The organism is Microbacterium phoenicis, assembly GCF_047302325.1.
GTDB lineage: Bacteria > Actinomycetota > Actinomycetes > Actinomycetales > Microbacteriaceae > Microbacterium.
The window spans coordinates 2,911,947-2,934,320 of the sequence record NZ_CP154849.1 but is presented as its reverse complement, the minus strand read 5'-3'; the positions used below and the strand labels follow the sequence as shown (position 1 = coordinate 2,934,320).

Genomic DNA, 22,374 nt, shown 5'->3' with positions numbered 1-22,374 from the left:
CCGGAGATCGTCTACACGAAGTCCGCCGCCTTCCTCGTCGCCGGACGCCCCGTCCGTCAGGGATGACACCGAAGGTCTGACTCGCGCGGAAGCTTCCCGCGCCCCTCTCTGTTCTCCCTCGACGGGTCCCCGCGACCCTGATCGTCCGCGCCTCGCTGCGCTTCTCGCCGCCCGGCATCCGCTCCTCTCCTGTGCAGGATCATGACCTCCTCGACGCATCCCCGTCTGTCCACCGCCCGCTCCCTCGCCCGCCTGATCCCCTTCGCGAAGCCCGTTCTCCCGCGTCTCGGGCTCGGCGCCCTCAGCGCGCTCATCGCGAGTCTGCTGGGCCTGTCCATCCCCCTCGTCCTCGAGCAGATCGTCGGCACGAACGGCCCGATCGCCTCCGGTGACCCGTGGCTGATCGCGCTCGGCGGCGGCGCCGTGCTGCTGCTCGGCCTGCTCGAAGCGCTCATGGTGTGGGCGCGCCGCTGGTTCGTGCTCGCTCCCGCCACCGCCGTCGAGTACGAACTGCGCACCGACTTCTACGGCCGACTGCAGCGCCTGCCGGTCGCCTTCCACGACCGCTGGCAGTCGGGGCAGCTCCTCAGCCGCATGATGCAGGACATCGGCCTCATCCGCCGGTGGATGGCGTTCGGCGTCGTGCTGCTCGTCGTGAACATGATCACGATCGTCGTCGGCTCGGCGATCCTGTTCAGCTGGCACTGGCTGCTCGGCACGATCTTCGTGGTCGTCTCGGCACCCCTGTGGATCGCGGGCTTCGTGTTCGAGAACCGCTACGGCATGCTGTCGCGGCAGAGCCAGGATCAGGCCGGCGACCTGGCGACGGCCGTCGAGGAGTCGGTGCACGGCATCCGCGTCCTCAAGGCGTTCGGCCGCGGCAGCCATGCGCTGCGCAAGTTCACCCGTCAGGCCGAGACGCTGCGCGAGACCGAGATCAGCAAGGCCAAGGCGGTCGGCTGGATCTGGTTCTGGCTCGTCCTGCTGCCCGACATCGCCTTCGCGCTGTGCTTGGGCGCGGGCATCTACCTCGTCTCGGTCGGCGAGATCGACACCGCGGCGCTCATCGCGTTCTTCGCGATGGCGACGATCCTCCGCTGGCCCGTCGAGTCGATCGGGTTCCTGTTCTCGTTCCTCGTCGACGCGCGCACCGCGACGGACCGCATCTTCGAGGTGTTCGACGAGCAGAACACGATCGTCGACCCCGAGAACCCCGTCTCGATCGCGGAGCCCCGCGGCGAGCTCGTCTTCGAGGGGGCGCGGTTCCGGTACCAGGATGCCGCGGCCACCGAGCGCGACCTGCTCGACGGCATCGACCTGTCGCTGCGACCGGGCGAGACCATGGCCCTCGTCGGTCTGACGGGCTCGGGCAAGACGACGCTGACGACTCTGCCCGGTCGCCTGTACGACGTCACTGGCGGTCGCGTGCTGCTCGACGGCGTCGACGTCCGCGACCTGCCGCTGACCGAGCTGCGCCGTCACATCGGCATGGCCTTCGAGGACGCGACGCTGTTCTCGCAGACCGTGCGCGAGAACGTCCTGCTCGGCCGAGAGGACCTCGACCCGCAGAGCGCCGAGGGGGAGCGTGTGCTCCGCGAGGCCCTCCAGGTCGCGCAGGCCGCGTTCGTCGACGACCTGCCGGGCGGCGTCGACACCGTCATCGGCGAGGAGGGGCTCAGCCTCTCGGGCGGTCAGCGTCAGCGTCTCGCGCTCGCTCGCGCCGTCGCGGCACGTCCCGCCGTCCTCGTCCTCGACGACCCGCTGTCGGCGCTCGACGTCGACACCGAGGCGCTCGTCGAAGACGCCCTCCGGGTGGTCCTGGCCGAGACGACGGCACTCGTCGTCGCGCACCGGCCCTCCACCGTCACGCTCGCCGATCGCGTCGCGCTCCTCGAGGAGGGCCGCGTCACCGCCGTCGGCACGCACTCCGAGCTCCTGCGCACCAGTGAGCACTACCGGCACGTCATCTCGAGCCTCGAGGACGAGCAGGAACGTCAGCAGAAGAGGGAGGTGTCCCTGTGAGCACCGTCACGGGCACCAGCGGGGAAGACCGCTCCGATTACACCCGCGAGGAGAGCCGGCAGATCCGGCGTCGCTCGCTGCGACTGCTCGGGTCGCTCGTCACGCCGTTGAAGATGCAGCTCGTCCTCGCGGGGATCGTGCTCGTCATCTCGACCGTCCTCCGCGTCGCCGGTCCCGCCCTGGTCGGCTGGGGCATCGCGAACGCGCTCCCGGCGGTCCAGAAGGAAGCCGACTGGATGCCGACGATCGTCGTCGTCATCATCTTCCTGATCACCGCGATCGGCGGCGCCGCGCTCATCGGCTGGTACGCCGTGGTCGTCGCACGCCTGACCCAGGCGGTCATGCTGGACCTCCGCAAGCGGATCTTCCTGCACACGCAGAAGCTCAGCCTCGAGTTCCACGAGTCGTACACGTCGGGCCGCATCATCTCGCGTCAGACGAGTGACCTCGACACGATCCGCGAGTTGCTCGACGGCGGCCTGAACGAGCTCGTGTCGGGCCTGCTCTACGGCGGGTTCACCCTCGTCGCGCTGATCCTGCTCGACTGGCAGTCGGGTCTGGTGCTCGCCTTCATGGGCATCCCGCTGTTCTTCCTCATGCGCTGGTTCTACCTGCGCTCGCAGGTCGTGTACCGCGAGTCCCGCGTCGTGAGCGCGAAGGTGATCGTCAAGTTCGTCGAGACGATGACGGGTGTCCGCGCCGTCAAGGCGTTCCGCAAGGAGCCCGCGAACGACCGCGAATTCGGCGGTCTCGCGAGCGACTACCGCGACATCAACATGCGTTCGATCCGCCTGTTCGGCACCTTCGAGCCCGCGATGATGGCCCTGGCATCCTTCGCCCTCGCGGCGGTCCTGCTCTGGGGCGGTCTGCGCGTGGTGAGCGGGGCGCTCGAGCTCGGCTTCCTGCTGTCGGCCGTCCTGTACGTGCGGAACTTCTTCGCCCCCATGCAGGAGGTGGCGTTCTTCCTGAACTCCTACCAGTCCGCTACGGCCGCGCTCGAGAAGGTGTCGGGCGTCCTCGAGGAGTCGCCGACCGTCCCCGACCCCGCGAAGCCCGTCGACCTGCGCGAGGCGACCGGTCACCTGCGCTTCGATGACGTGACCTTCGGGTATTCCGAGACGAAGACGATCCTGCCCGACTTCCGGCTCGACATCCCGGCCGGTCAGACGATCGCCCTCGTCGGCACGACGGGTGCCGGCAAGTCGACGCTCGCCAAGCTGGTCGCGCGCTTCTACGACCCGACGAAGGGCGCGGTGACGCTCGACGGCGTCGACCTGCGGGAGCTGCACCCGAAGGACCTGCGCCGAGCCATCGTCATGGTCACGCAGGAGGCGTACCTGTTCAGCGGGACCGTTGCCGACAACATCGCGCTCGGCAAGCCCGACGCGACGATGGACGAGATCGAGGCGGCGGCGCGCGCCGTCGGCGCGCACACCTTCATCGAGAGACTCCCGGACGGATACGGCACCGACGTCAACAAGCGCGGCGGCCGCGTGTCGGCGGGACAGCGTCAGCTGATCTCGTTCGCGCGCGCCTTCCTCGCCGACCCCGCCGTGCTGATCCTCGACGAGGCGACGGCGTCGCTCGACATCCCGAGCGAGCGTCAGATCCAGGAGGCCCTCGGCACCCTGCTCGCCGACCGTACGGCGATCATCATCGCGCACCGCCTGTCGACGGTCGCGATCGCCGACCGCGTGCTGGTGATGGAGCACGGGCGCATCATCGAGGACGACACCCCCGACGCGCTCATCGCGGGCACGGGTAAGTTCGCCCAGCTGCACCGCGCCTGGCGCGAATCGCTGGTCTGACGCGGCGCTGACGCGCAGACGGATGCCGGGGCCCGATGTCGGGGCCTCGGCATCCGTCGTTCGACTTGGGTGTACCCCGGATTCGGATCGCGGCGTCGGATTCGGATCAGACCGGGGGTTCGATCCGAATCCGAAGCAAGACTCCGAATCCGAGAGGGCGATGGCGCGCCTCACCCGTCGAGATGGACACCCTGAGCGATCGCGCGAGCGATGGAGCGCTCCACGATGTCCCAGCGATGTAAGACCTCCGAGTAGGTGAAGCGCAGGACCGTGTAACCGCGTGCCAGGAGTTCGCGATCGTGGGCGGCGTCGCGGGTGCGATCGGCGGCCGTCGAATGGAACGCGAATCCGTCGAGTTGCACGATGAGTCGCTCTCCGATCAACGCATCGACCCGATGCCCGGCGACAATCTGCTGGAATCGCACCGCGACGCCGCCATCCCGCATCCTCACCGCGAAGATCGTCTCGAGACCCGAGTCGTGGAGTCCTGTGATCAGCTCGCAGATTTCGCGGGCGGATGCCGACCGCCACCGCACGCGTCTCAGGTCGGCCGGTGTGAAGCGTTCGGTGCGACAGGCGGATTCCCACAGGACGGCTGCGGTCTCGGCATCGACGCACGCCGCGATGTGATCGAGTGTGTCGTGCGTCGACTCGATGAGGGACGTTCGGGCGACGGGGACGAGCGGGCGAGTCCAGTGGAGGACATGGTCCCCGCGCGGCCGCTCTGCGTGCGGGCGCACATGGAGGTGGAGCCCGGTGTCGGTGGTGGGCGGCATCCACCAACCGCGTCGCTGAGCGGCCGACACGCACGCGATCCGTGCTGTGGCCGCCGCGGCCGTCCGCAGATCGGCCGGAGCGCCCGGCGTCGCGATCCAGTAGCGACGGATGCGTTCCACTTCTCCGGTGGAGCAGGCTCGCTGCAAGCCGTGTGCCGTTCCTCCCGCGGCGAGGATCGTCGCGCGGTGCACGATCCCTGCTCGCGCGTCGACGAAAGCGCGGTAGTCCATCGCGTCAGGATGACCGGGCACGGGACCCGCTTTCGCGTCAGCGCCGCTCAGGGCGAAGGAACGGGTGCTCGACCGCCCTGTGTAGAAGGCTCGGCCGCTGCGCGGGGGCCTGGATTCGGACCGTAGCCTCGGATTCGGATCAGTCCTGGTGGCCCGATCCGAATCCGAGGCGAAACTCCGAATCCGGAGGCGACGAAGGGATGCCGAGGAGGGCGCCGGGGTCAGATCGCGCCAGCTCGGTGGACGGCTGCGCCGAGCGGGTGCGCGGGGGTGATCTCCGCGAGGGCGAGGGCACCGTCGATACCGACGCCGCGGGGCGAGACGAGGCGGAGGTCCTCGCCGAGCTCCGTCTCGAAGGCATCGTGCAGTGTGCGCGAGGCGAAGACCCCGCCGATCGCGCACACGTCGAACACCGGCTCGTCGGTGCGCACGCGGCGGACCGAGGTCTGGGCGGACGAGGCGAGTTCATGCGCGGCGCGGTGAGAGATGTCGATCGCGACCTGGTCCCCGGCATCCGCTGCCGCCGCGACTTCGCGAGCGAGCGAGGCGACCACCCGCACGCGATCGTGGTCGGCCTGCAGCGCCATGTAGGCCTGCGTGAGGTCCGGCCAGCGCGACACCGCCGCATCGGTGAGCATCGTCGCCGGGCCCCGGCCGTCGTAGGCGCGCATGACGGCATCGAGTGCCGCGCGGCCGATCCAGTAGCCGCTGCCGGCGTCGCCCATGATCCAGCCCCAGCCGTCGACCCGCGCCGTCTCGGTCTCGCCGACGGCGAGGGTGACGACTCCGGTGCCGGCCGCGACGACGGCACCGTGCCGGTCGCCGAGCGCGCCGAGGAACGACGTCGTCGAATCGTGCGCGAGCATCGTCGCCCGCACACCGTCGGAGTGGATCAGCGCGAGCAGTGCGTCGGCGTCGGCGTCCCGGTCGGTGAGTCCCGAGATCCCCGCCGTCACGACGTCGAGGTCGGAGCCCGTCCGCGTGAGGGTCTCGCGGACGACGTCGGCGAGCTGCGGCAGAAGGGGGATGCCGGTGTGGATGCCGCGGAACGTCAGGTCCTCGCGGCGGCTCCCGTCGTCGACCCGCACCTTGATGTCGCTCTGTCCCGCATCGATGGCGAGCACTCGGCGCGCGTTCATCGTCCTCCTCCGGTGGTGGCGCCCGCCAGCGCCCGGTACCGCTCGCGCAGGAACTCTCCCGCCGGCTTGCCATATGGACAGTAGTCGTCGTTGCGGTCGGCGGCGTCCGGGTCGTAGAGCTCGGCGGGCCAGTCCCAGAGGAAGTACCCCGACATCCACGACCTCTCCGCGCACGCGTCGAACATCACGCGGTAGTAGTCGAGCTGCGCCTGACCCGACGGCGCGCCCTCGAGAGCCCAGTCGTTCGGTCGCATCGGCGAGTTCTCGCGCGAGGGGCATCCTGCTTCGAGGAAGACGAACGGCTTGCCGGATGCCGCGACCACCGCTTCGATCCGGTCGAGGTTCTCCTGCCACTGATCGATCGGGTAGTAGCCGCTCGAGGAGATCACGTCGACCGCGTCCCACCAGCCGACGCGGTCCTCCTGGTATTTGTCGCAGTTGTACGTCACGAGTCCGGAGTACACCTCCCGCACCGCGCGGATCAGGTCGCGCCAGTGCGCCTCCTGCCCGTCGGCGCGCACCATCTCGCACCCGATGCAGAGCATCGCGCAGCCCTCGGCCTCGGCGATGCGCGCCGCGTCGAGGATGAAGGCGCGGTACGCGGCGAACCACTCCGTCCAGCTCGGCTCACCGGGCACATCCCAGTCGAAGAAGCCGATGAAAGCGCGCCACGTCCCGTCGGCGACGTTGACGACCGGTTTCAGGCAGACCTTCAGCCCGCGGTCGTGCGCCGCGCGTATCGCATGGACGATCTCGTCCTCGGTGACGGTCGGCTCGTCCCGGAACGGGATTTCGGTCGAGAACGCGGTCGCCTGCTGCGCGGCGTATGCGAGCGCCGTCCAGGTCACACCGTGGTCGGCCATCGCGTCGAGGGATGCCGCGGCTGCCGGAGTCGTCCACGTTCCGCGGACGCCCGTCCACCCCCACGTCATCCCGCAGACGGCTCCGCCGGGCAGGCTCATCCGGTCACCAGCTGGTTGGCGGAGCGGAGCACGCGCGGGTGCGCGAGGGCATCCGCGTCGAGCGCGACGCCGGTGTCGTGGCGCACGACGATGCGTCCGGTCTCGCCGGGCAGCAGCGTGAGCAGGCCGTCGGCCGGCTGGGCGGAGGCGTGCACCTTGTCGGCGAGCAGCGAGACGTCGCGGGCGAAGCGCTCCGCCGTGATGCTCACCTCCGTGCCGCCCTCGACGGTGCGCGTCGAGACGGTCAGGCCGGGGTCGCCGAGCGTCGACGCGCGCGGCTCGGCGAAGTACCAGACCCCGCGCGCCGCGTCGGCGTCGACCACGAGCGCCTCGGAAGCGGCATCCGTCGCCGTCGCGAGGTCGGCGTCGATGTCGGCCACCAGCGTTCCGCGGGCCTCGACGCTCACCTCGACCGTCCGGTCGGCGAGCACGTCGCCGCCGAACGTGACACGTCGGATGCGCAGGGGAGCGCTCCATGCCTCGTCGGTGTCGTTGCCGAGGACGGCGACGAGCCTGCCGTCGCGCGGCTGAACGGTCGCGACGCGGGGTGCGAAGGCGTTCTTCAGTGCGTGGAACAGCGGCTTGACGCGCTCGGCCCCGTCGATCGCGGCCCACGAGGTGACCGGCCAGCAGTCGTTGAGCTGCCAGACGACGGCGCCCATGGTGTGCGGCGCCCACGAGCGGAAGTGATCGAGCGCGGCGCCGACGGCCAGAGCCTGGTTGAGCTGCATCGCCCAGTGCCAGGTCTCCATGTCGGCCGGCATCCGGAAGTGGGGGAGCAGGCCGTTCGTGAGCTTCGCATTCCCCTCCATCGCCTTCTGATGCACGATCATGCCCGGCGATTCCGGCGTCAGCGGAGCGTCGTCGACGGACTCGACGAGCGTCGTCCACGCCGGCGGCGCCTGCCAGCCGAACTCCGCGACGAACCGCGGAGTGTGCTCGCGGTACGTCGTCCAGTCACGGCGGTTCCACTGCTCCCAGAGATGCATGCTGCCGTGCTTCTCGTCGTTCGGGTGAGGGCCCGTCTGTCGACCGGATGCCGCATCCCAGCCGGTCTCCGGGCTGAAGGGGCTGCCGGGGGCGTACGGGACGTGCGGGGCGAGCTCGGCGATGAGGGCGGGGAACAGCTCGTAGTAGTACGTCGCGCCCCAGCTCTTGCCGTCCAGGCTCAGCTTCCAGCCCCAGTCCTCGAACCCCCAGAGGTTCTCGTTGTTGCCGACGAGCTGTGCGAGCGACGCGTGCGAGGCGAGCCGGACGATGTTCTCGCGAGCCTCGGCCTCGATCTCGGAGCGCAGCGGCTCCTCCTCGGGGTACGCCGCGCAGGCGAAGAGGAAGTCCTGCCAGACGAGCAGGCCGAGTTCGTCGGCGAGGTCGTAGAAGTCGTCGGACTCGTAGAGCCCGCCGCCCCAGACTCGGATGAGGTTCACGTTCGCGTCGATCGCCTGGCGGAACCGGCGCTCGTAGCGGTCACGGTCGACGCGCACGGGGAGGGCGTCGTCGGGGATCCAGTTCACGCCCTTCACGAAGACGGGCCGGTCGTTGACGACGAGCGTGTACGGCGTGCCCGCGGCATCCGGTTCGGTGTCCCAGCGGACGGTCCGGAAACCGACCCGTCGGGTCGTCGCATCGACGGCCTCGCCCTGCGCGTGCAGCGAGACCTCGACCGTGTAGAGCGGCTGGTCGCCGTGTCCGACGGGCCACCAGCGACGTGTCGAAGGCAGCTCGACGGCGACGTGCCCGTCCTCGCCGCCGACGGTGGCGACCGCACTCGCGTCGCCGTCAAGACCTGGGCCGCGCACGACCGCGCGGACCTCGAGCGGGGTGCCACCGGCATCCGTCCGGTCGATGCGGACGTCCACCGACACCCGTCCGCCGTCGCCGTCCGGCGTCGCGACGACGCGTGTCTCGGCGAGCCGGGCCGTCGACCAGGATTCGAGGCGCGCGGGCTTCCAGATGCCGCTCGTGTAGGTCGCGATGCCCCAGTCCCAGCCGAAGCTGCAGGCGGACTTGCGGATCGCCTCGTACGGCAGCGGATACGGACGCGGCCGGGCGCCGAGCTCGAGGCTCGCCTGGTTCGCGTGCGGGACGGGTGCGCGGAAGGCGACCTCGAGGTGGTTGTCACCGTCTTGCAGGAGCGCGGCCACGTCGTAGCGGTAGGAGCGGTGCTGATTGGCGACCTCGCCGATCACCGTGCCGTTGAGGCGGACCGTGGCGACCGTGTCGAGTCCCTCGAACACGAGGTCGTGGCGCTCGTTGCCGTCGGGTGTCCAGGCGAACGTCGTCCGGTACGTCCAGTCGACGAGGCCGATCCACGCCAGCAGCGACTCGTTGTCGCCGTGGAACGGGTCGGGGATGAGGCCCTCCGCCAGCAGGTCGACGTGGATGCTGCCGGGCACCGCCGCCGGCACGGTGAGGCCTTCGAGGGTCTCTGGTGCGGGGCCGGCGGCGGCATGGACGGTCCACCCGTCGTGAAGGGGGCGGCGGGAGAGGTGGGTCACTTGACGGCTCCTGAGGTGAGGCCCTGGTAGATCCATCGTTGCAGCACGAGGAAGGCGACCAGCGTCGGGATGATCACGACGAGCGTCCCGGCTGCGATCACCTCCCACTGCGCGCCGAACGGTCCTTTGAATCGGAAGAGGGACGTGGAGATCATGCCCTCCGAGGGCAGGTAGAGGAAGGGAGCGTAGAACTCGTTGTAGACCGCGATGCCCTTGATGATGACCACCGTCGCGATCGCGGGGCGCAGCAGCGGAAGCACGACGCGCCAGTAGATCGTCCAGCGGTTGGCGCCGTCGATCATCGCCGCCTCGTCGAGAGAGATCGGGATCGACTGCATGAACTGGATGAACAGGTAGATCGCGATGATGTCGGTGCCCATGAAGAGCAGGATCAGGGCGGCCTTCGTGTCGTAGAGGCCGAGGCCGTTCACGAGCTGGAACGTCGCGACCTGACTGGTCACGCCCGGGATGAGGGTCGCGAGCAGGAACAGACCCATGACGAGCTTCTTGCCGCGGAAGGCGAAGCGGTCGAGGGCGTAGGCCGCCATCGTCCCGAGCACGATCGTGCCGACGAGGGACACGGCGAGCACGATCGTCGTGTTGATGAAGCCCTCGAGCATCTTGCCGCTCGTGAAGGCGGTGACGAAGTTGTCGAAGTTCAGCCAGTTGGACGGCGGGTCGAATGGACCCGTCGCGGCGTATTCGCTCGAGCTCTTCATCGATGCGAACAGCAGCACCGACAGTGGGAGAAGGGTGACGATCGCAGCGATCACGAGGCTCGTGTACTTGGCCGCGGTGGCGCTCATGCTGCCGAGGCGCTGGAGCGGCGTCCGCCCCGAACGGCGGCGGGGGAGCGGGGTGGGCCGCGTCGGCGGCATCAGGGTGGCGGTCATGTCAGGTCCACCTTCTCGTCGGGGAACACGCGTCGCTGGATCCAGGTCACGACCAGCACGATCGCCAGGAGGACGACGGCCATGGCCGAGGCGAGGCCCACTTGACGGAAGGAGAACGCGGTCTGCAGGGTCTGAATGACGAACGTCGCCGAGCCGTTGGCGCCACCGGTCATGATGAACGGCACCTCGAACACCGACAGGCTTCCGGCGATGGCCAGGATGAACGACAGTCCGATGATGCGACGGATGCCGGGGGCGATGATCGACCAGAACTGCTGCCACTTGTTCGCGCCGTCCAACTCCGCGGCTTCGTACAGCTCACGGGGGATCGACTGGATCGCGCCCAGGAAGAGCACGAAGTTCAGCCCGGTGTAGCGCCAGACGGACGTTCCGGCGAGCGACCAGTTGACGACGTCCGGGTCACCCAGCCACTTGGGCGGGTCGGCGAGGCCGAACCATCCGAGCACGGTGTCGAGGGTGCCCCCGGGCTGGAACAGGTACAGGAAGACGAACCCGATCGCGACGCCGTTGATCAGGTACGGGAAGAAGAGGATGCCGCGGAAGAGGTTCGAGAACCGGGTCGAGAAGCTGAGGATCACCGCGAAGTAGAGCGCGATGGCCATCTGGAGGAAGGATGCGGCGAAGTAGTACAGGCTCACCCAGAAGACGCTGAAGATGCGCGGATCGGTGAAGACCTGGATGTAGTTGTCGATTCCGACGAGATTCTTCTCGAGGTCGATGCCGTCCCAGTCGGTCACCGAGTAGTAGAAGAGGTTCAGCGCCGGCCAGTAGGTGAACAGCAGGAGGAGGCCGACCGCCCCGGAGAGGAACAGCCACGGCGTGAGCCGTTGAACGATCCCGCGTCCCGCCCGGCGCGTCCCGGCGCCGGGGGCACCGGACGCGCGGCGTGAGCCGCGCATCCGACGCCCCCGGGCGGGTGCGGACAGGACCGCAGGGGCATCCGCGGGTGCGGAGCCGGGTGCTGCGATCGCCATCGGGGAACCGTCCTCAGCCGAGCTTCTTCGCCGATGCGCCCCAGCGCTCGTTGAGTTCGGCGAAGTAGCTGTCCTTGTCGCCGTCGGCCGCGCCGCGGGCGATGTCGACGATCTTCTGACGGTAGAGCGGGCCGTACAGGTCGATCTGCGAATCGTCGGCGATCGCGTTGATCAGGCCCTCCTTGCCGGCGGGAGCGGGGTTGATCTCCATGAGTTCGACCCCCGAGTCCTCGAACCCGGCGAGGTTGGCGGGGAGCGGCTTGTCGATGACGGGCGAGAGCATGCCCTGCGCCTCGGTGTAGCCGGAGTCGGCGACCACCCACTGGATCCACGCCCACGCGGCGGCCTTCGCCTTCGAGTGCTTGCTCACGGCGAGGTTGTAGTCGCCGCCGATGACGGCGTACTGGGTGCCGTCCACGTTGGCGGGGAACGCCATGTATCCGATGTCGTCGGCTGAACCGCCGTTCGCCTCGGCGGCCGCCTGCATCTGCGAGATGGCCCAGGACCCGAGGGGCATCGTGGCGATCTTGCCGGTGCCGAGGTCGACCTTCGACTGCTCCCAGTTGGTGGTGAGCGGGTCCTCTTCGGTGAGGCCCGCCGCGACCGTGTCGTAGAGGAAGGAGTCGACCGCGTAGGTGTCGGTGCCCTCGGTCCACGGTGCGGGGTTCTCGGCCATCGTGATGGGAGCGTCGGGGTCGTGGGTGATCGAGCCGAGGTTCCCGAACGCCTGCGTCAGCGGCCAGCCGTCCTTGTAGTTGGTGTACATCGGGATCGCGTCGGTGTTGTCCTTGACCTTCTGCAGTGTCTCGAGCCAGCCTGCTTCGTCGGTGGGCAGTTCGGTGATGCCCGCCTCGTCGAAGACCTTCTTGTTGTAGACGATGCCGTTGGCGTTGCCGCCGAAGGCGATGCCGTACTGCGTGCCGTCGAAGCTCGCGGCGGGGAGGAACCGGTACGTGTCCTCGAAGGACGAGGTCTCGCCGAGCGGCTCCAGGAACTGCTCGTACTGGTCGGGCTTGATCGCCGGGATGCCGATGACGTCGCCGTAGTTCGTGGTCGACATGCGGGTGAGCATCTCGCCGGCGTAGTCCGTGATCCCCTCGAAGGTCACGTTGACGTCGGGATACTTCTTCTGGAACTCCTTCGCGTACTTGTCGAAGGTGCCGTCCTCGACCAGGTCGGTGCGCCAGGTGACGACCTTGATGTCGCCGGCCACCTCTCCGTCGATCGTGTTGTCGCCAGCGGATTGCGCTCCGCCGCCGGCGCAGCCGGCGAGGGCGATGCCGGCGACGGCGAACGTCGTGATCGCGACGCCGATCCGTGTACGTGCCATGTGTGCGTCTCCTGTCAGGTTCGTCTTCGAAACCACTCGGGTGCGGGTCGGCAACGGCGCCGACGCGGCTCACGTTAGCCCTCGAAGCTACGGCTCACAAGACACGAATGTCAGCGCTGTCTGAAGCTGTCCTGTTTCGGGAATGTGATGCCGATTTGGCTCTGATCCGGTATCTATCAATCCATACGACGATCCATTCGCGGGTTGATGTCGCAGAAATGTCTATCGTCGTCATTGTGCGGGACTGGTACTCTTATGCCGAGGAGGCACGATGACGGTGCAGCAGCGGGCCACGCTCGACGACGTCGCACGCCTGGCCGGCGTCAGTTCGAAGACGGTCTCGCGCGTGTTCGCCCAACGCGAGCTCGTCGCACCCCAGACGGTCGAGCGCGTACTCGCCTCGGCGAAACGGCTGCGGTTCCGCCCCAACAGCCTCGCGCAGGGGCTCCGTCGAGGCGGGAGCCGCACGGTCGGCTTCATCATCGGCGAGCTGAGCAACCCGTTCTACTACAAGGTCGCCGCGGGCATCGAGAAGGAGCTCTCCGCCCACGGGTTCAGCCTCGTCGTCGCCACCACGGACGACACCGAGGAAGGGGAGGGCCGCGTGGCCGACGCGCTGCTGGCGCAGCGGGTCGGAGCGCTCCTGCTCATCCCGGTCGGCGAGGACCAGTCCTACCTCGAGGGCGAACGCCAACTGGGAACCCCGGTGATCGCGATCGACCGACCGGCGCGCAACCTCGCGGCCGACTCGATCGTCCTCGACAACCGCGTCGCCGTCCTCGAGGCGACCCGGCGGCTGACGGCGCGCGGTCACCGTCGCATCGCCTACGTCTGCAACCCGGCATCCGTCTGGACGCAGTCCGAGCGGCTCGCGGGCTACCGGCAGGCGATGTCGGAGATCGGCGTCGACTCGGCGCAATGGGAGATGCTGGGCGACGACCTCACGATCCCGCCGCTCGATCTCGTCCAGCGTCTCTGGCGAGAGGATGCCGCCCCCACGGCGATCATCTCCGGGAACAACCGGGTGACGGTCGGCGCACTCCGCGCACTGCGGGCGCGCGGCGACGAGCAGACGGCGCTGATCGGCTTCGACGACTTCGACACGGCCGACGTCCTCGGTGTCTCGGTGATCTCCTACGACCCGCTCGAACTCGGCAGACGCGCGGCGACGCTCGCGATGGAGCGGATCGGGGACCCCTCGGGCTTCGTGCGCCAGATCACGCTGCCCACGTGGATCATCGAGCGAGGAACGGGCGAGCGCCCGCCCGCAGGCGACTGATCAGATCCGCGCCGCGAGGAACTCCGCCTGCCGCTGCCACTGGTAGGCCTGACCGCCCTCGTGCTCATTGAAGGGGAACACCTCGATCTCCTTGTCCGCTCCCGCCCAGGCGTTGAACGCCGCGAACACGGTCGACGGCGGGCAGATCGGGTCGAGCAGGGCGACGGAGAAGAGGGATGCCGCCTGCGCCCGCGCCGCGAAGCTCACCCCGTCGAAGTACGACAGGGTCTCGAAGACGCGCTCCTCCGCGCCGCGGTGGACGGCGAGGTAACGGGCGACCTCCTCGTAGGGGTCGCGCCCCGTCATGCCCACGGCACGCTCGAAATGGCAGAGGAAGGGGACGTCGGGCATCGCCGCGACGAGGTCGTCGCTGAGGGCAGCCGCAGCGATCGCGATGCCGCCGCCCTGGCTGCCGCCGCAGACGGCGACGCGGGCGGCATCCACCTCGGGAAGGGAGCGCACCGCGTCGATCGCCCGCACCGCGTCGGTGAAGACGCGACGGTAGTAGTAGGTCTCCGGGTCGTCGATGCCCCGCGTCATGAACCCCGGGAACGCCGGTCCGGCACCGTGCGGATCGGCGGTCGCGCCGCCCGACCCCCAGGCGCTGCCCTGACCGCGGGTGTCCATGAAGAAGTGCGCGTATCCGGATGCCGCCCACCCGAGGCGTTCGAAGGGGAGGCCGCGGCCCCCGCCGTACCCGTTGAACTCGACGACCGCGGGCAGAGCGCCGTCGCGCTGGGCCGGAAGCAGCAGCCATCCCTTCACCGGGTCGCCGGCGAACCCGGGGAAGGTGACGTCGAAGGCGTCGATCCCGCGCAGCGGGGTCTCGATCGGGGTGACGACGGGTGATCCGCCCACCTCCCGTGCACCGGCGACGGTGCTCGACCAGAAGTCGTCGAAGTCCGCGGGGATGCGGATCTCGGGGCGGTAGTCGCGGAGGTCGGACAGGGGCAGATCGAAGCGCGGCACGGCCTCACCCTAGCGGTCGGCGGTCACGGCTGGAGATATCTCGACATCGAGAGAAACGGGGGTGGTGCGATACGCTGAGACCGATCCGCGACGCCCTTTTCTTGGAGACGACACGTGCCCGATTCCACCATCATCTACACCTACACCGACGAGGCTCCCGCGCTGGCGACGGCGTCCTTCCTGCCGATCGTCGAAGCGTTCGCCGGAAAGGCGGGCGTCGGCATCGAGACGCGCGACATCTCGCTCGCGGGGCGCATCCTCGCCGCCTTCCCCCAGAACCTCACCCCCGAGCAGCAGGTCGGCGACGCGCTCGCCGAGCTCGGAGGTCTCGCGACCCTCCCCGAGGCCAACATCATCAAGCTGCCGAACATCTCGGCATCCATCCCGCAGCTGAAGGCGGCCATCGCCGAACTCCAGTCCCAGGGCTACGACATCCCGGACTACCCGGACGAGCCGAAGGACGTCGCCAAGAAGGACGTCCGCGCCCGCTACGACCGCATCAAGGGCTCCGCGGTGAACCCGGTCCTGCGCGAGGGCAACAGCGACCGCCGCGCGCCGCTGTCGGTCAAGAACTACGCGCGCAAGCACCCGCACCGCAACAAGGCGTTCGCGGAGGGCTCGAAGACCCGCGTCGCGACGCTCGGCCACGACGACTTCAAGTCCAACGAGACCTCGACGGTCATCGAGAGCGACGACGTCCTCACGATCCGCTTCACGGGGGAGGACGGCTCCGTCACCGAGCTGAAGTCGGGCCTGAAGGTCCTGCCCGGTGAGGTCGTCGACGCGACGTTCCTCTCGGCGAAGGCCCTCGACGCCTTCCTCGCCGACACGATCGCCCAGGCCGCGGCAGACGACGTGCTGTACTCCGTGCACCTCAAGGCCACGATGATGAAGGTCAGCGACCCGATCATCTTCGGCCACGTCGTCCGCGCGTTCTTCGCCGACGTCTTCTCGCGCTTCGGCGACACGCTGGCGGCTGCCGGACTCACCCCGAACGACGGACTCGGCGCGATCCTCGCCGGTCTCGGTGGCGTCGAGGGCGGCGACGAGATCCGCGCGGCGTTCGAGGCGGCCATCGCGGACGGCCCGCGTCTTTCGTACGTCAACTCCGACAAGGGCATCACGAACCTGCACGTCCCGTCCGACGTGATCGTGGACGCCTCGATGCCGGCGCTCATCCGCAACGGCGGCAAGCTGTGGGGCGCCGACGGCGGCGAGGCCGACACGATCGCCGTCATCCCCGACTCCTCGTACGCCGGCGTCTACCAGGCGACGATCGACGACGTCATCGCCCACGGTCCGCTCGACCCGGCCACCATCGGCTCCGTGCCGAACGTCGGCCTCATGGCGCAGGCCGCCGAGGAGTACGGCTCGCACGACAAGACGTTCGAGATCGCCGCGGCCGGCACCGTCGACGTCGTGAACGCAGAGGGCGAGGTCCTCCTCTCCCACGCCGTCCAGCCCGGGGACATCTGGCGCGCGACGCAGACCAAGGACGTCGCCATCCGCGACTGGGTCAAGCTCGCAGTCACCCGTGCGCGTGCGACCGGCGTCCCGGCCGTCTTCTGGCTCGACGAGAACCGCGCCCACGACGCCAACCTCATCGCGAAGGTGAAGACCTACCTCGCCGAGCACGACACCGAGGGCCTCACGATCGAGATCCTCGCTCCGGCCGACGCGACCCGCTACTCGCTCGAGCGCATCCGCCGCGGCGAGGACACCATCTCGGTCACGGGCAACGTCCTGCGCGACTACCTCACCGACCTGTTCCCGATCCTCGAGGTCGGCACGAGCGCCAAGATGCTCTCGATCGTCCCGCTGCTCGCCGGCGGCGGACTGTTCGAGACCGGCGCGGGCGGCTCCGCCCCCAAGCACGTGCAGCAGCTCGTCGCGGAGAACTACCTGCGCTGGGACTCGCTCGGCGAGTTCTTCGCGCTGGCGGCATCCTTCGAGCACCTCGCCGACTACACCGCAAACCCGCACGCGAAGGTCCTCGCCGACACGCTCGACGCCGCGACCGGAACCTTCCTCGAAGAGGACAAGTCGCCGGGCCGTGCCCTCGGCACGATCGACAACCGCGGCAGCCACTACTACCTCGCGACCTACTGGGCGCAGGAGCTGGCGCGCCAGAACGTCGACGCCGAGCTCGCGGCGGCGTTCGCCCCGGTCGCCGAGGCGCTCACCTCGAACGAGGAGACGATCGTCGCCGAGCTGGTCGCCGTCCAGGGTTCGCCCGCCGAGATCGGCGGCTACTACCGTCCCGACACCGCGCTGGTCGAGAAGGTCATGCGCCCGTCGGCCACGCTGAACGGCATCATCGACGGACTCTGATCCGACAGACGGATGCCCCGGCCGCGAGAGCGGGCCGGGGCATCCGTGCGTTCGGGGGAGTGTCAGAGGCGGATCTGCGCGACGACCTCGCCGTACTCGGTCTCGTCGACGGGGGTGAAGCCGACGCGGCGGAAGAACGCGTCCGGTCCGCCCTCGCCGGCTTCGTAGATCACGTTCACGTGATCGAAGCCGCGGGCGCGCGCTTCGTCCACGAGCTGGTCGACGGCGTAACGACCGATGCCGCGGCCCTGATCGTCGGCATCCACGTTGATCCGCCACAGCACCGAGCGGAAGTGCTCGTGCGGGGCGTCATCGTCGAAGCCGGCGCTCACGAAGCCGACGACCTCGTCGCCGTCGAGGATCACCCGCTGCCATGACGTGGCGGGATCGACGACGGTCGCTGCGATCGCATAGCTCTCGGGTGCGATGAAGCGTTCCTGGCCCGGCTTGAGCGAGAGGGTGTTCACGGCGACGATCGTCGACGCCGACAGTTCTTCCACGCGGAGGTCAGCCATGAGCACAGGCTAACCGTGATCGGTGTCCTGCGCACAGGACGGATGCCGATGATCCGGAATGTGTCAGGCGTGGATCCAGACGTCGCCGCCGTCGGGCATCCAGTCGTACAGCTTCTTCGCCAGGGCCGGCGGCATGTTGACGCAGCCGGCGCTCATCTGGTTGCCGAAGTTGTTGTGCCAGTACGCGCCGTGGAAGGCCTGGTTGCCGTTGAAGTACATGACCCACGGGACGTCGGGCTGCGTGTACTTGGATCCCGTGTCGCGCGACGTGCCCTTCATGTCCTGGAGCGGGGTGCGCCATCCGATGGAGTAGTGCCCCTGGTAGGTGATGGCGCCGTCCCGGCCGCTCGAGATGAGCCAGGTGTCGACGACCTTGCCGTTCTCCTTGAGGTACAGGCGCTGCTCGCCGAGGTCCACCTCGGCCAGACGGACAGTGCTGACCGTACCGCGCGCCGTGACATCGGCCGCCAGCTCATACGAGGCATCGCCGGCGGCGAGCTGGTCGGCGAAGTCACGCGCCACATCCGACGTGTCGCCGAGCGCTCGGCCGTCCTGCCCCTCGACGATCGTCGCGAGCACCGTCCCGGCCTCGTTCGACAGGACGTTCGCGTCGACCGGGTCCTGGTTGACCTGGTCGGGAAGGGCGTCGACGGCGGTCTGGATCGCGGCGGCATCCACCGTGAAGGAGAACGTGCCGGTCTCGTCGGCTGCCACATCCACCCACGACGCGAGCGTGTCGGCGGTCACGGGGACGGCGCGGTCGTCGCCCACGTAGAAGCCCGCCTCGGCGATCATGTCGTTCAGGCTCGAGGCGGCCGTCTCGGCCGCGGCCGTCGTGACGACCGAGGCGACGGCTTCCGGGGTGGGGTCGACGGTCGCCGTGTCGGCGCCCGTCGTCAGGGCCGACTCGAGGGCACCGCGCACGGCGTCGAGCGAGACGCCCGTCCCGTCGACGGCAGGCGTCACCGCGTAAGCGCCGTCCTGGAACGTCACCGCAGCGGGAGTCGGGTCGGTGTAGGCGTCGGGCAGGGCCGCGCGCAGCGCATTCGCCGCCCGGTCGGCGTCGAGGCTCACGTCGGGGGTGCCGTACTCGGCGAACCACGCGGTCACGTTCCACATCGGGCTGCCCGCGAACGCCGCGTCGGCCAGAGCTGAGGCGTCGACGGTCGCACCGAGGTCGGCGGCCGAAACGGTGGGACCGCCTTCGCCGAGGGTCACTTCGATGTCGGCCAGGCGGGACGAGATCGACTCCGCCGCTGCACCGGAGGTCTGGCCCCCGACAGGAACGCCGGCAGCGGTCGTGCCCGGTGCGATCAGGATGAGCGAGCACACGGTCGCTGCGGCCACGACGGCGGTCGCCGGGACGCCGATCTTCAGCCACAGGCGGCGGGGCTTGCGGGCCGGTTCGGTAGGCGCCCAGCGCACGTCGACGGGGGCGTCGGAGACGACGGCGGCGCCGGCGTCCTGGCGTGTGATGGTCTCGGACATCGATCTCCCCCGAGCTGATACCCGGCGTCCCGGACGCCACGGGGATCCGGGGTCTCGTCGCCAGGGCGAATGTCGCTTCACAAAAGGGTACGCGACCAGGGGTGCGTCCGGTTCACCGCGCGCACAGATCGTGATATTCCGAGACGCCGGAACGGATGCGGTCGGTCGCCTCGCCGAGGCCCGTTACCCCGTCGAGGTCGCCGTCCGCTGCGGCGGAGGTCGCCGTCGCGAGGACGTCGAATCCCGACCTGAGGTCGGCGACGACGTCGGCCACGCGGGCGTTGTGGATCGACGGCGCGAGCTCCTCCAACTGCGCGCGGACGCTCGCGGTGGCGTTCGCGGCGGTGGACGGGTCGGTGGCATCCGCATCGGCGAACGCCGTCATCGCATCGTCGACGGCAGTGGCGACGGCCTCGCATGCGGAGGCGACGCTCTGCCTCTCGCCGTGATGGACCGCGGGTGAACACGCCGCGCAGACGGCGGCGACGCATCCGGCGGCGAGGAACACGCCGACGGCGCGGGCGGAGCGGGATGCGGACACGTCGGGCCTCCTCGGGGTCGGGACCGTTCGAGCCTGCCACGGCTTCGCTGGAGGAACCGTGGACCCGGGTGTGCGCGGCGGGTGACATCGGTCGTCCTCCGGGCTTATGGTGTGCCCATGCAGCGCACAACGGTGTGGTCGTGGCTCTTCGGCGGGTTCCTGCTCCTCGGGCAGGGGCTTCTCGGCGTGCTCGCTGCCATTGCCATCGGATCGGGGAACGCGGCGGCCGTGCCGTACGAGGTGGGGGCCGCCGTCCTCGCTGCCGGAGCGTGCGCCCTCTACGCCTTCGGGCTGCGGCCGGCGGACAGCGTGGTGGCACGGCGACCTGCTGGTATGGCGATCCTGCTCGCTCTCGGGGGATTCGTCCTCGTCCGCGCCGTCTGGTGGGCCGGTCCGACGGGGTACGCCGCGGGCCCTGCTGCGGAGCCGACGGCAGCGCTGGGAGCGATCGTCTCCTACATCCTCGCGATCGGCGGCGCGATCGCGATCCTGCGCATCGGCGTCATCCCTCGCCCCTGGAGCTGGATCCCGCTCGCGGCGATCACGCTCGGGTTGGGGCTCGCCGTCGTCTTCGCGGCCGTCACCATCGTGGCTCCGGGCATCGGGGGCCCCGTCGGCGTTCTCCCCGCGACCATTCCCGCGGTCGTCGGCATCGTGTCGATGGTCCTCGCAGTCACGACCCAGCCGGCACCGGATCGGGGATCGCGGGCGCCGTCGAATGCGGCCGTGCGTCACGGCTGAGCAGCGAACACCTTTCCCGGGTTGAGGATGCCGGCCGGGTCGAAGACCGCCTTGATCCCTCGCTGCAGGGTCCACTGATCCGCGCCGAGTTCGTCGGCGAGCCAGCGGCTCTTGAGGACGCCGATGCCGTGTTCGCCCGTCAGGGTGCCGCCCAGGGCGATGGCCGCGCGGAACAGGGCATCCGCTGCCTGCCACACGCGTTCAGGAACCTCGTCCCCGTCGAAGATGAAGTTGGGATGCAGGTTGCCGTCGCCCGCGTGGCAGACGGTCGGGATGATCAGGTCGTACTGCGCCTCGATGCGGGCGATCTCGTCGAACATCGCGGGGAGCGCGCTCCGAGGCACGGAGACGTCCTCGATGAGCGCCGTGCCGAGGCTCTCCATCGCCGGATGCATCGCGCGACGCACCGCCCACAGCTGGGCGGCTTCCGCGTCGTCGTCGGCAAGGCGGACCGCGCCGCCGGTTGAGGTCAGGACGGCCGCGATCGCCGCCTGCTCGGCGGCGGCGGCGACGCCGTCGGTCTGCACCGTCAGCTGGGTCGCGCCGGGCGTCGGAGAGGGAAGGCCCAGGAGGGCATGCGCGGCCGCCAGGCTCACGGCATCCATCAGCTCCATGATGGCGGGCTGCGCGCCGGACGCGGTCACCGCCGCGGCCCCGGCGGCGGCCGACCGGACGTCGGGGAACTGCGCGGTCACAGTGCGGGTCTCGCCGGGGACGAGGCGGCGGAGCTTGAGCGTTGCGCCGACGACGACGCCGAGGGTCCCCTCGGATCCGATCATGAGCGCGGTGAGGTCGTATCCGGTGACCCCCTTCACGCTGCGGTGGCCGGTCGAGATGAGCCGGCCGTCGGCGAGGACGACGTCCAGGGCGAGGACCGCATCGCGGACGACCCCGTACTTCGCGCACAGGAGCCCGCCCGCCCCCGTCGCGATGTTGCCGCCGACGGTCGAGATCTCGCGGCTGGCCGGGTCGGGCGCCCACCACACGCCGTACGGTGCGAGAGCGCGTCCGAGGTCGGCGTTGAGGATGCCGGGCTCCACCACGGCGAGGAGGTCGTCGGGGCGGACCTCGAGGACCCGGTTCATGTCGCGCACCGACAGGGCGATCTCGCCCTCGCCGGTGTTCGCTCCGCCGGCCAGGCCCGTCCCGGCGCCGCGGGTCACCACCGGCGTGCCGGTCTCGGAGGCGATCCGCATCGTGGTCTGCACGTCCGAGACGGATGCCGCGCGCACGAGCGCGAGCGGCCGTCCGGCCGCGCGGTGGCCCGACTTGTCCGCCCGGGCCGCATCGAGGGCCGCCGCCGACGTGTCGACGCGCTCGCCGAGCGCATCGCGGAGGAGGGCGGCGACGTCGGTCACGACAGGCGTCGGCGTCCTGCGAGGACGCCGACCACGACGGCGACCACCGCGAAGCCGAGTCCGATCCAGGCCTGCCCCGCGCTCCACCAGGCGATCGTCGCCGACAGGTAGATGAGCAGCTCGACGAGTCCGCGCACGAAGGGGTGCACGCGGATGACGGCGCGCGGCGAGGCGAACAGGCCCCACACGATGAGCGTCGCGAGGGGCGCGGCGATGCCGAAGACGATGTTCCAGGGGAGCTCCCACGCGGTGAAGCCCCAGATCGCGAGCGACGCGACCGCGAACATCGTGCACAGGAAGCTGAGGAGATCGAGGGTCGACAGCCTCTCGGCACGGGCGGCGGGTACGGGCTCCGCGGGTCGTTCGGGCCGGACGTGGGGGAGCTCGGACATGCCTCGATTCTACGGGGGCGGGGGCGGCGGCCGGAGTGTAACGAGTTTGTTAAGACTGCTTGCAAATAGGGGTTGGGCTCTTGCGTGACGACTATTCGTAAGGCTT

At 69.6% G+C, this 22,374-nt stretch carries 18 protein-coding genes; 5 read left to right on the top strand and 13 right to left on the bottom strand.

Annotated features, from left to right (window positions below):
• Positions 1-201 precede the first annotated feature (201 nt).
• Together ABCU91_RS14425 and ABCU91_RS14420 are read left to right on the top strand one after the other, a co-directional pair.
• Positions 202-2,022: an ABC transporter ATP-binding protein gene (locus ABCU91_RS14425; protein ID WP_413354240.1), complete on the top strand. Its 1,821-nt coding sequence runs from the start codon at positions 202-204 to the stop codon at positions 2,020-2,022.
• Positions 2,019-3,830, top strand: coding sequence for an ABC transporter ATP-binding protein (locus tag ABCU91_RS14420; RefSeq protein WP_413354239.1), 1,812 nt, complete (start codon positions 2,019-2,021; stop codon positions 3,828-3,830). The genes ABCU91_RS14425 and ABCU91_RS14420 overlap by 4 nt, the downstream gene beginning before the upstream one ends.
• 170 nt (positions 3,831-4,000) lie before the next feature.
• On the opposite strand, the gene ABCU91_RS14415 is transcribed toward ABCU91_RS14420, so the two are convergent.
• From ABCU91_RS14415 to ABCU91_RS14385, 7 genes are all read right to left on the bottom strand, one after another.
• A complete protein-coding gene (locus ABCU91_RS14415; protein WP_413354238.1) occupies positions 4,001-4,837 on the bottom strand; it encodes an endonuclease domain-containing protein in 837 nt (278 codons plus the stop codon).
• Between the two features lie 221 nt (positions 4,838-5,058).
• A complete protein-coding gene (locus ABCU91_RS14410; protein ID WP_413354237.1) occupies positions 5,059-5,976 on the bottom strand; it encodes an N-acetylglucosamine kinase in 918 nt (305 codons plus the stop codon).
• Positions 5,973-6,938, bottom strand: a complete 966-nt coding sequence (locus tag ABCU91_RS14405) for a glycoside hydrolase family 113 (RefSeq protein WP_413354236.1) — start codon at positions 6,936-6,938, stop codon at positions 5,973-5,975. The genes ABCU91_RS14410 and ABCU91_RS14405 overlap by 4 nt, the downstream gene beginning before the upstream one ends.
• Positions 6,935-9,436 (bottom strand): glycoside hydrolase family 2 protein, encoded by a 2,502-nt coding sequence (locus ABCU91_RS14400; protein ID WP_413354235.1) that lies wholly within the window; start codon positions 9,434-9,436, stop codon positions 6,935-6,937. The genes ABCU91_RS14405 and ABCU91_RS14400 overlap by 4 nt, the downstream gene beginning before the upstream one ends.
• On the bottom strand, positions 9,433-10,329 hold the full coding sequence (locus ABCU91_RS14395; RefSeq protein WP_406923500.1) for a carbohydrate ABC transporter permease: 897 nt from the start codon (positions 10,327-10,329) through the stop codon (positions 9,433-9,435). Before ABCU91_RS14395 ends, ABCU91_RS14400 begins: the two co-directional genes overlap by 4 nt.
• Positions 10,326-11,324 carry a carbohydrate ABC transporter permease gene (locus ABCU91_RS14390; RefSeq protein ID WP_091356290.1) on the bottom strand — a complete coding sequence of 333 codons (999 nt, stop codon included), beginning with the start codon at positions 11,322-11,324 and terminating at the stop codon, positions 10,326-10,328. The genes ABCU91_RS14395 and ABCU91_RS14390 overlap by 4 nt, the downstream gene beginning before the upstream one ends.
• A 13-nt stretch (positions 11,325-11,337) precedes the next feature.
• Positions 11,338-12,654, bottom strand: coding sequence for an ABC transporter substrate-binding protein (locus tag ABCU91_RS14385; RefSeq protein ID WP_413354234.1), 1,317 nt, complete (start codon positions 12,652-12,654; stop codon positions 11,338-11,340).
• Positions 12,655-12,925: 271 nt separating this feature from the next.
• Here ABCU91_RS14385 and ABCU91_RS14380 point away from each other — a divergent pair, with 271 nt between their 5' ends.
• On the top strand, positions 12,926-13,933 hold the full coding sequence (locus ABCU91_RS14380) for a LacI family DNA-binding transcriptional regulator (RefSeq protein WP_413354233.1): 1,008 nt from the start codon (positions 12,926-12,928) through the stop codon (positions 13,931-13,933).
• Here ABCU91_RS14380 and ABCU91_RS14375 read toward each other — a convergent pair whose 3' ends face one another.
• A complete protein-coding gene (locus ABCU91_RS14375; RefSeq protein WP_413354232.1) occupies positions 13,934-14,902 on the bottom strand; it encodes an acetylxylan esterase in 969 nt (322 codons plus the stop codon).
• A gap of 114 nt (positions 14,903-15,016) precedes the next feature.
• On the opposite strand from ABCU91_RS14375, the gene ABCU91_RS14370 reads away from it, so the two are divergent.
• Entirely contained in the window at positions 15,017-17,233 is a 2,217-nt protein-coding gene (locus ABCU91_RS14370; protein WP_413354231.1) for an NADP-dependent isocitrate dehydrogenase, read from the top strand.
• Between the two features lie 62 nt (positions 17,234-17,295).
• Here the strand turns inward: ABCU91_RS14370 and ABCU91_RS14365 are convergent, their stop codons facing one another.
• The 3 genes from ABCU91_RS14365 to ABCU91_RS14355 all read right to left on the bottom strand — a co-directional run bounded on the left by ABCU91_RS14365 (position 17,296) and on the right by ABCU91_RS14355 (position 19,777).
• Positions 17,296-17,748: a GNAT family N-acetyltransferase gene (locus tag ABCU91_RS14365; RefSeq protein ID WP_065570145.1), complete on the bottom strand. Its 453-nt coding sequence runs from the start codon at positions 17,746-17,748 to the stop codon at positions 17,296-17,298.
• Between the two features lie 63 nt (positions 17,749-17,811).
• Positions 17,812-19,236: a L,D-transpeptidase family protein gene (locus ABCU91_RS14360; RefSeq protein ID WP_413354230.1), complete on the bottom strand. Its 1,425-nt coding sequence runs from the start codon at positions 19,234-19,236 to the stop codon at positions 17,812-17,814.
• A gap of 112 nt (positions 19,237-19,348) precedes the next feature.
• Complete coding sequence (locus ABCU91_RS14355) at positions 19,349-19,777, bottom strand: hypothetical protein (RefSeq protein ID WP_413354228.1); 429 nt, start codon at positions 19,775-19,777, stop codon at positions 19,349-19,351.
• 117 nt (positions 19,778-19,894) lie between these two features.
• Here ABCU91_RS14355 and ABCU91_RS14350 point away from each other — a divergent pair, with 117 nt between their 5' ends.
• A complete protein-coding gene (locus tag ABCU91_RS14350) occupies positions 19,895-20,518 on the top strand; it encodes a hypothetical protein (protein ID WP_413354227.1) in 624 nt (207 codons plus the stop codon).
• Here the strand turns inward: ABCU91_RS14350 and ABCU91_RS14345 are convergent.
• Both ABCU91_RS14345 and ABCU91_RS14340 read right to left on the bottom strand, forming a co-directional pair.
• Entirely contained in the window at positions 20,509-21,876 is a 1,368-nt protein-coding gene (locus ABCU91_RS14345) for an FAD-binding oxidoreductase (RefSeq protein WP_413354226.1), read from the bottom strand. The two genes, ABCU91_RS14350 and ABCU91_RS14345, sit on opposite strands and share 10 nt — an antisense overlap.
• A complete protein-coding gene (locus ABCU91_RS14340; protein WP_406923510.1) occupies positions 21,873-22,268 on the bottom strand; it encodes a YrdB family protein in 396 nt (131 codons plus the stop codon). Before ABCU91_RS14340 ends, ABCU91_RS14345 begins: the two co-directional genes overlap by 4 nt.
• Between the last annotated feature and the right edge of the window lie 106 nt (positions 22,269-22,374).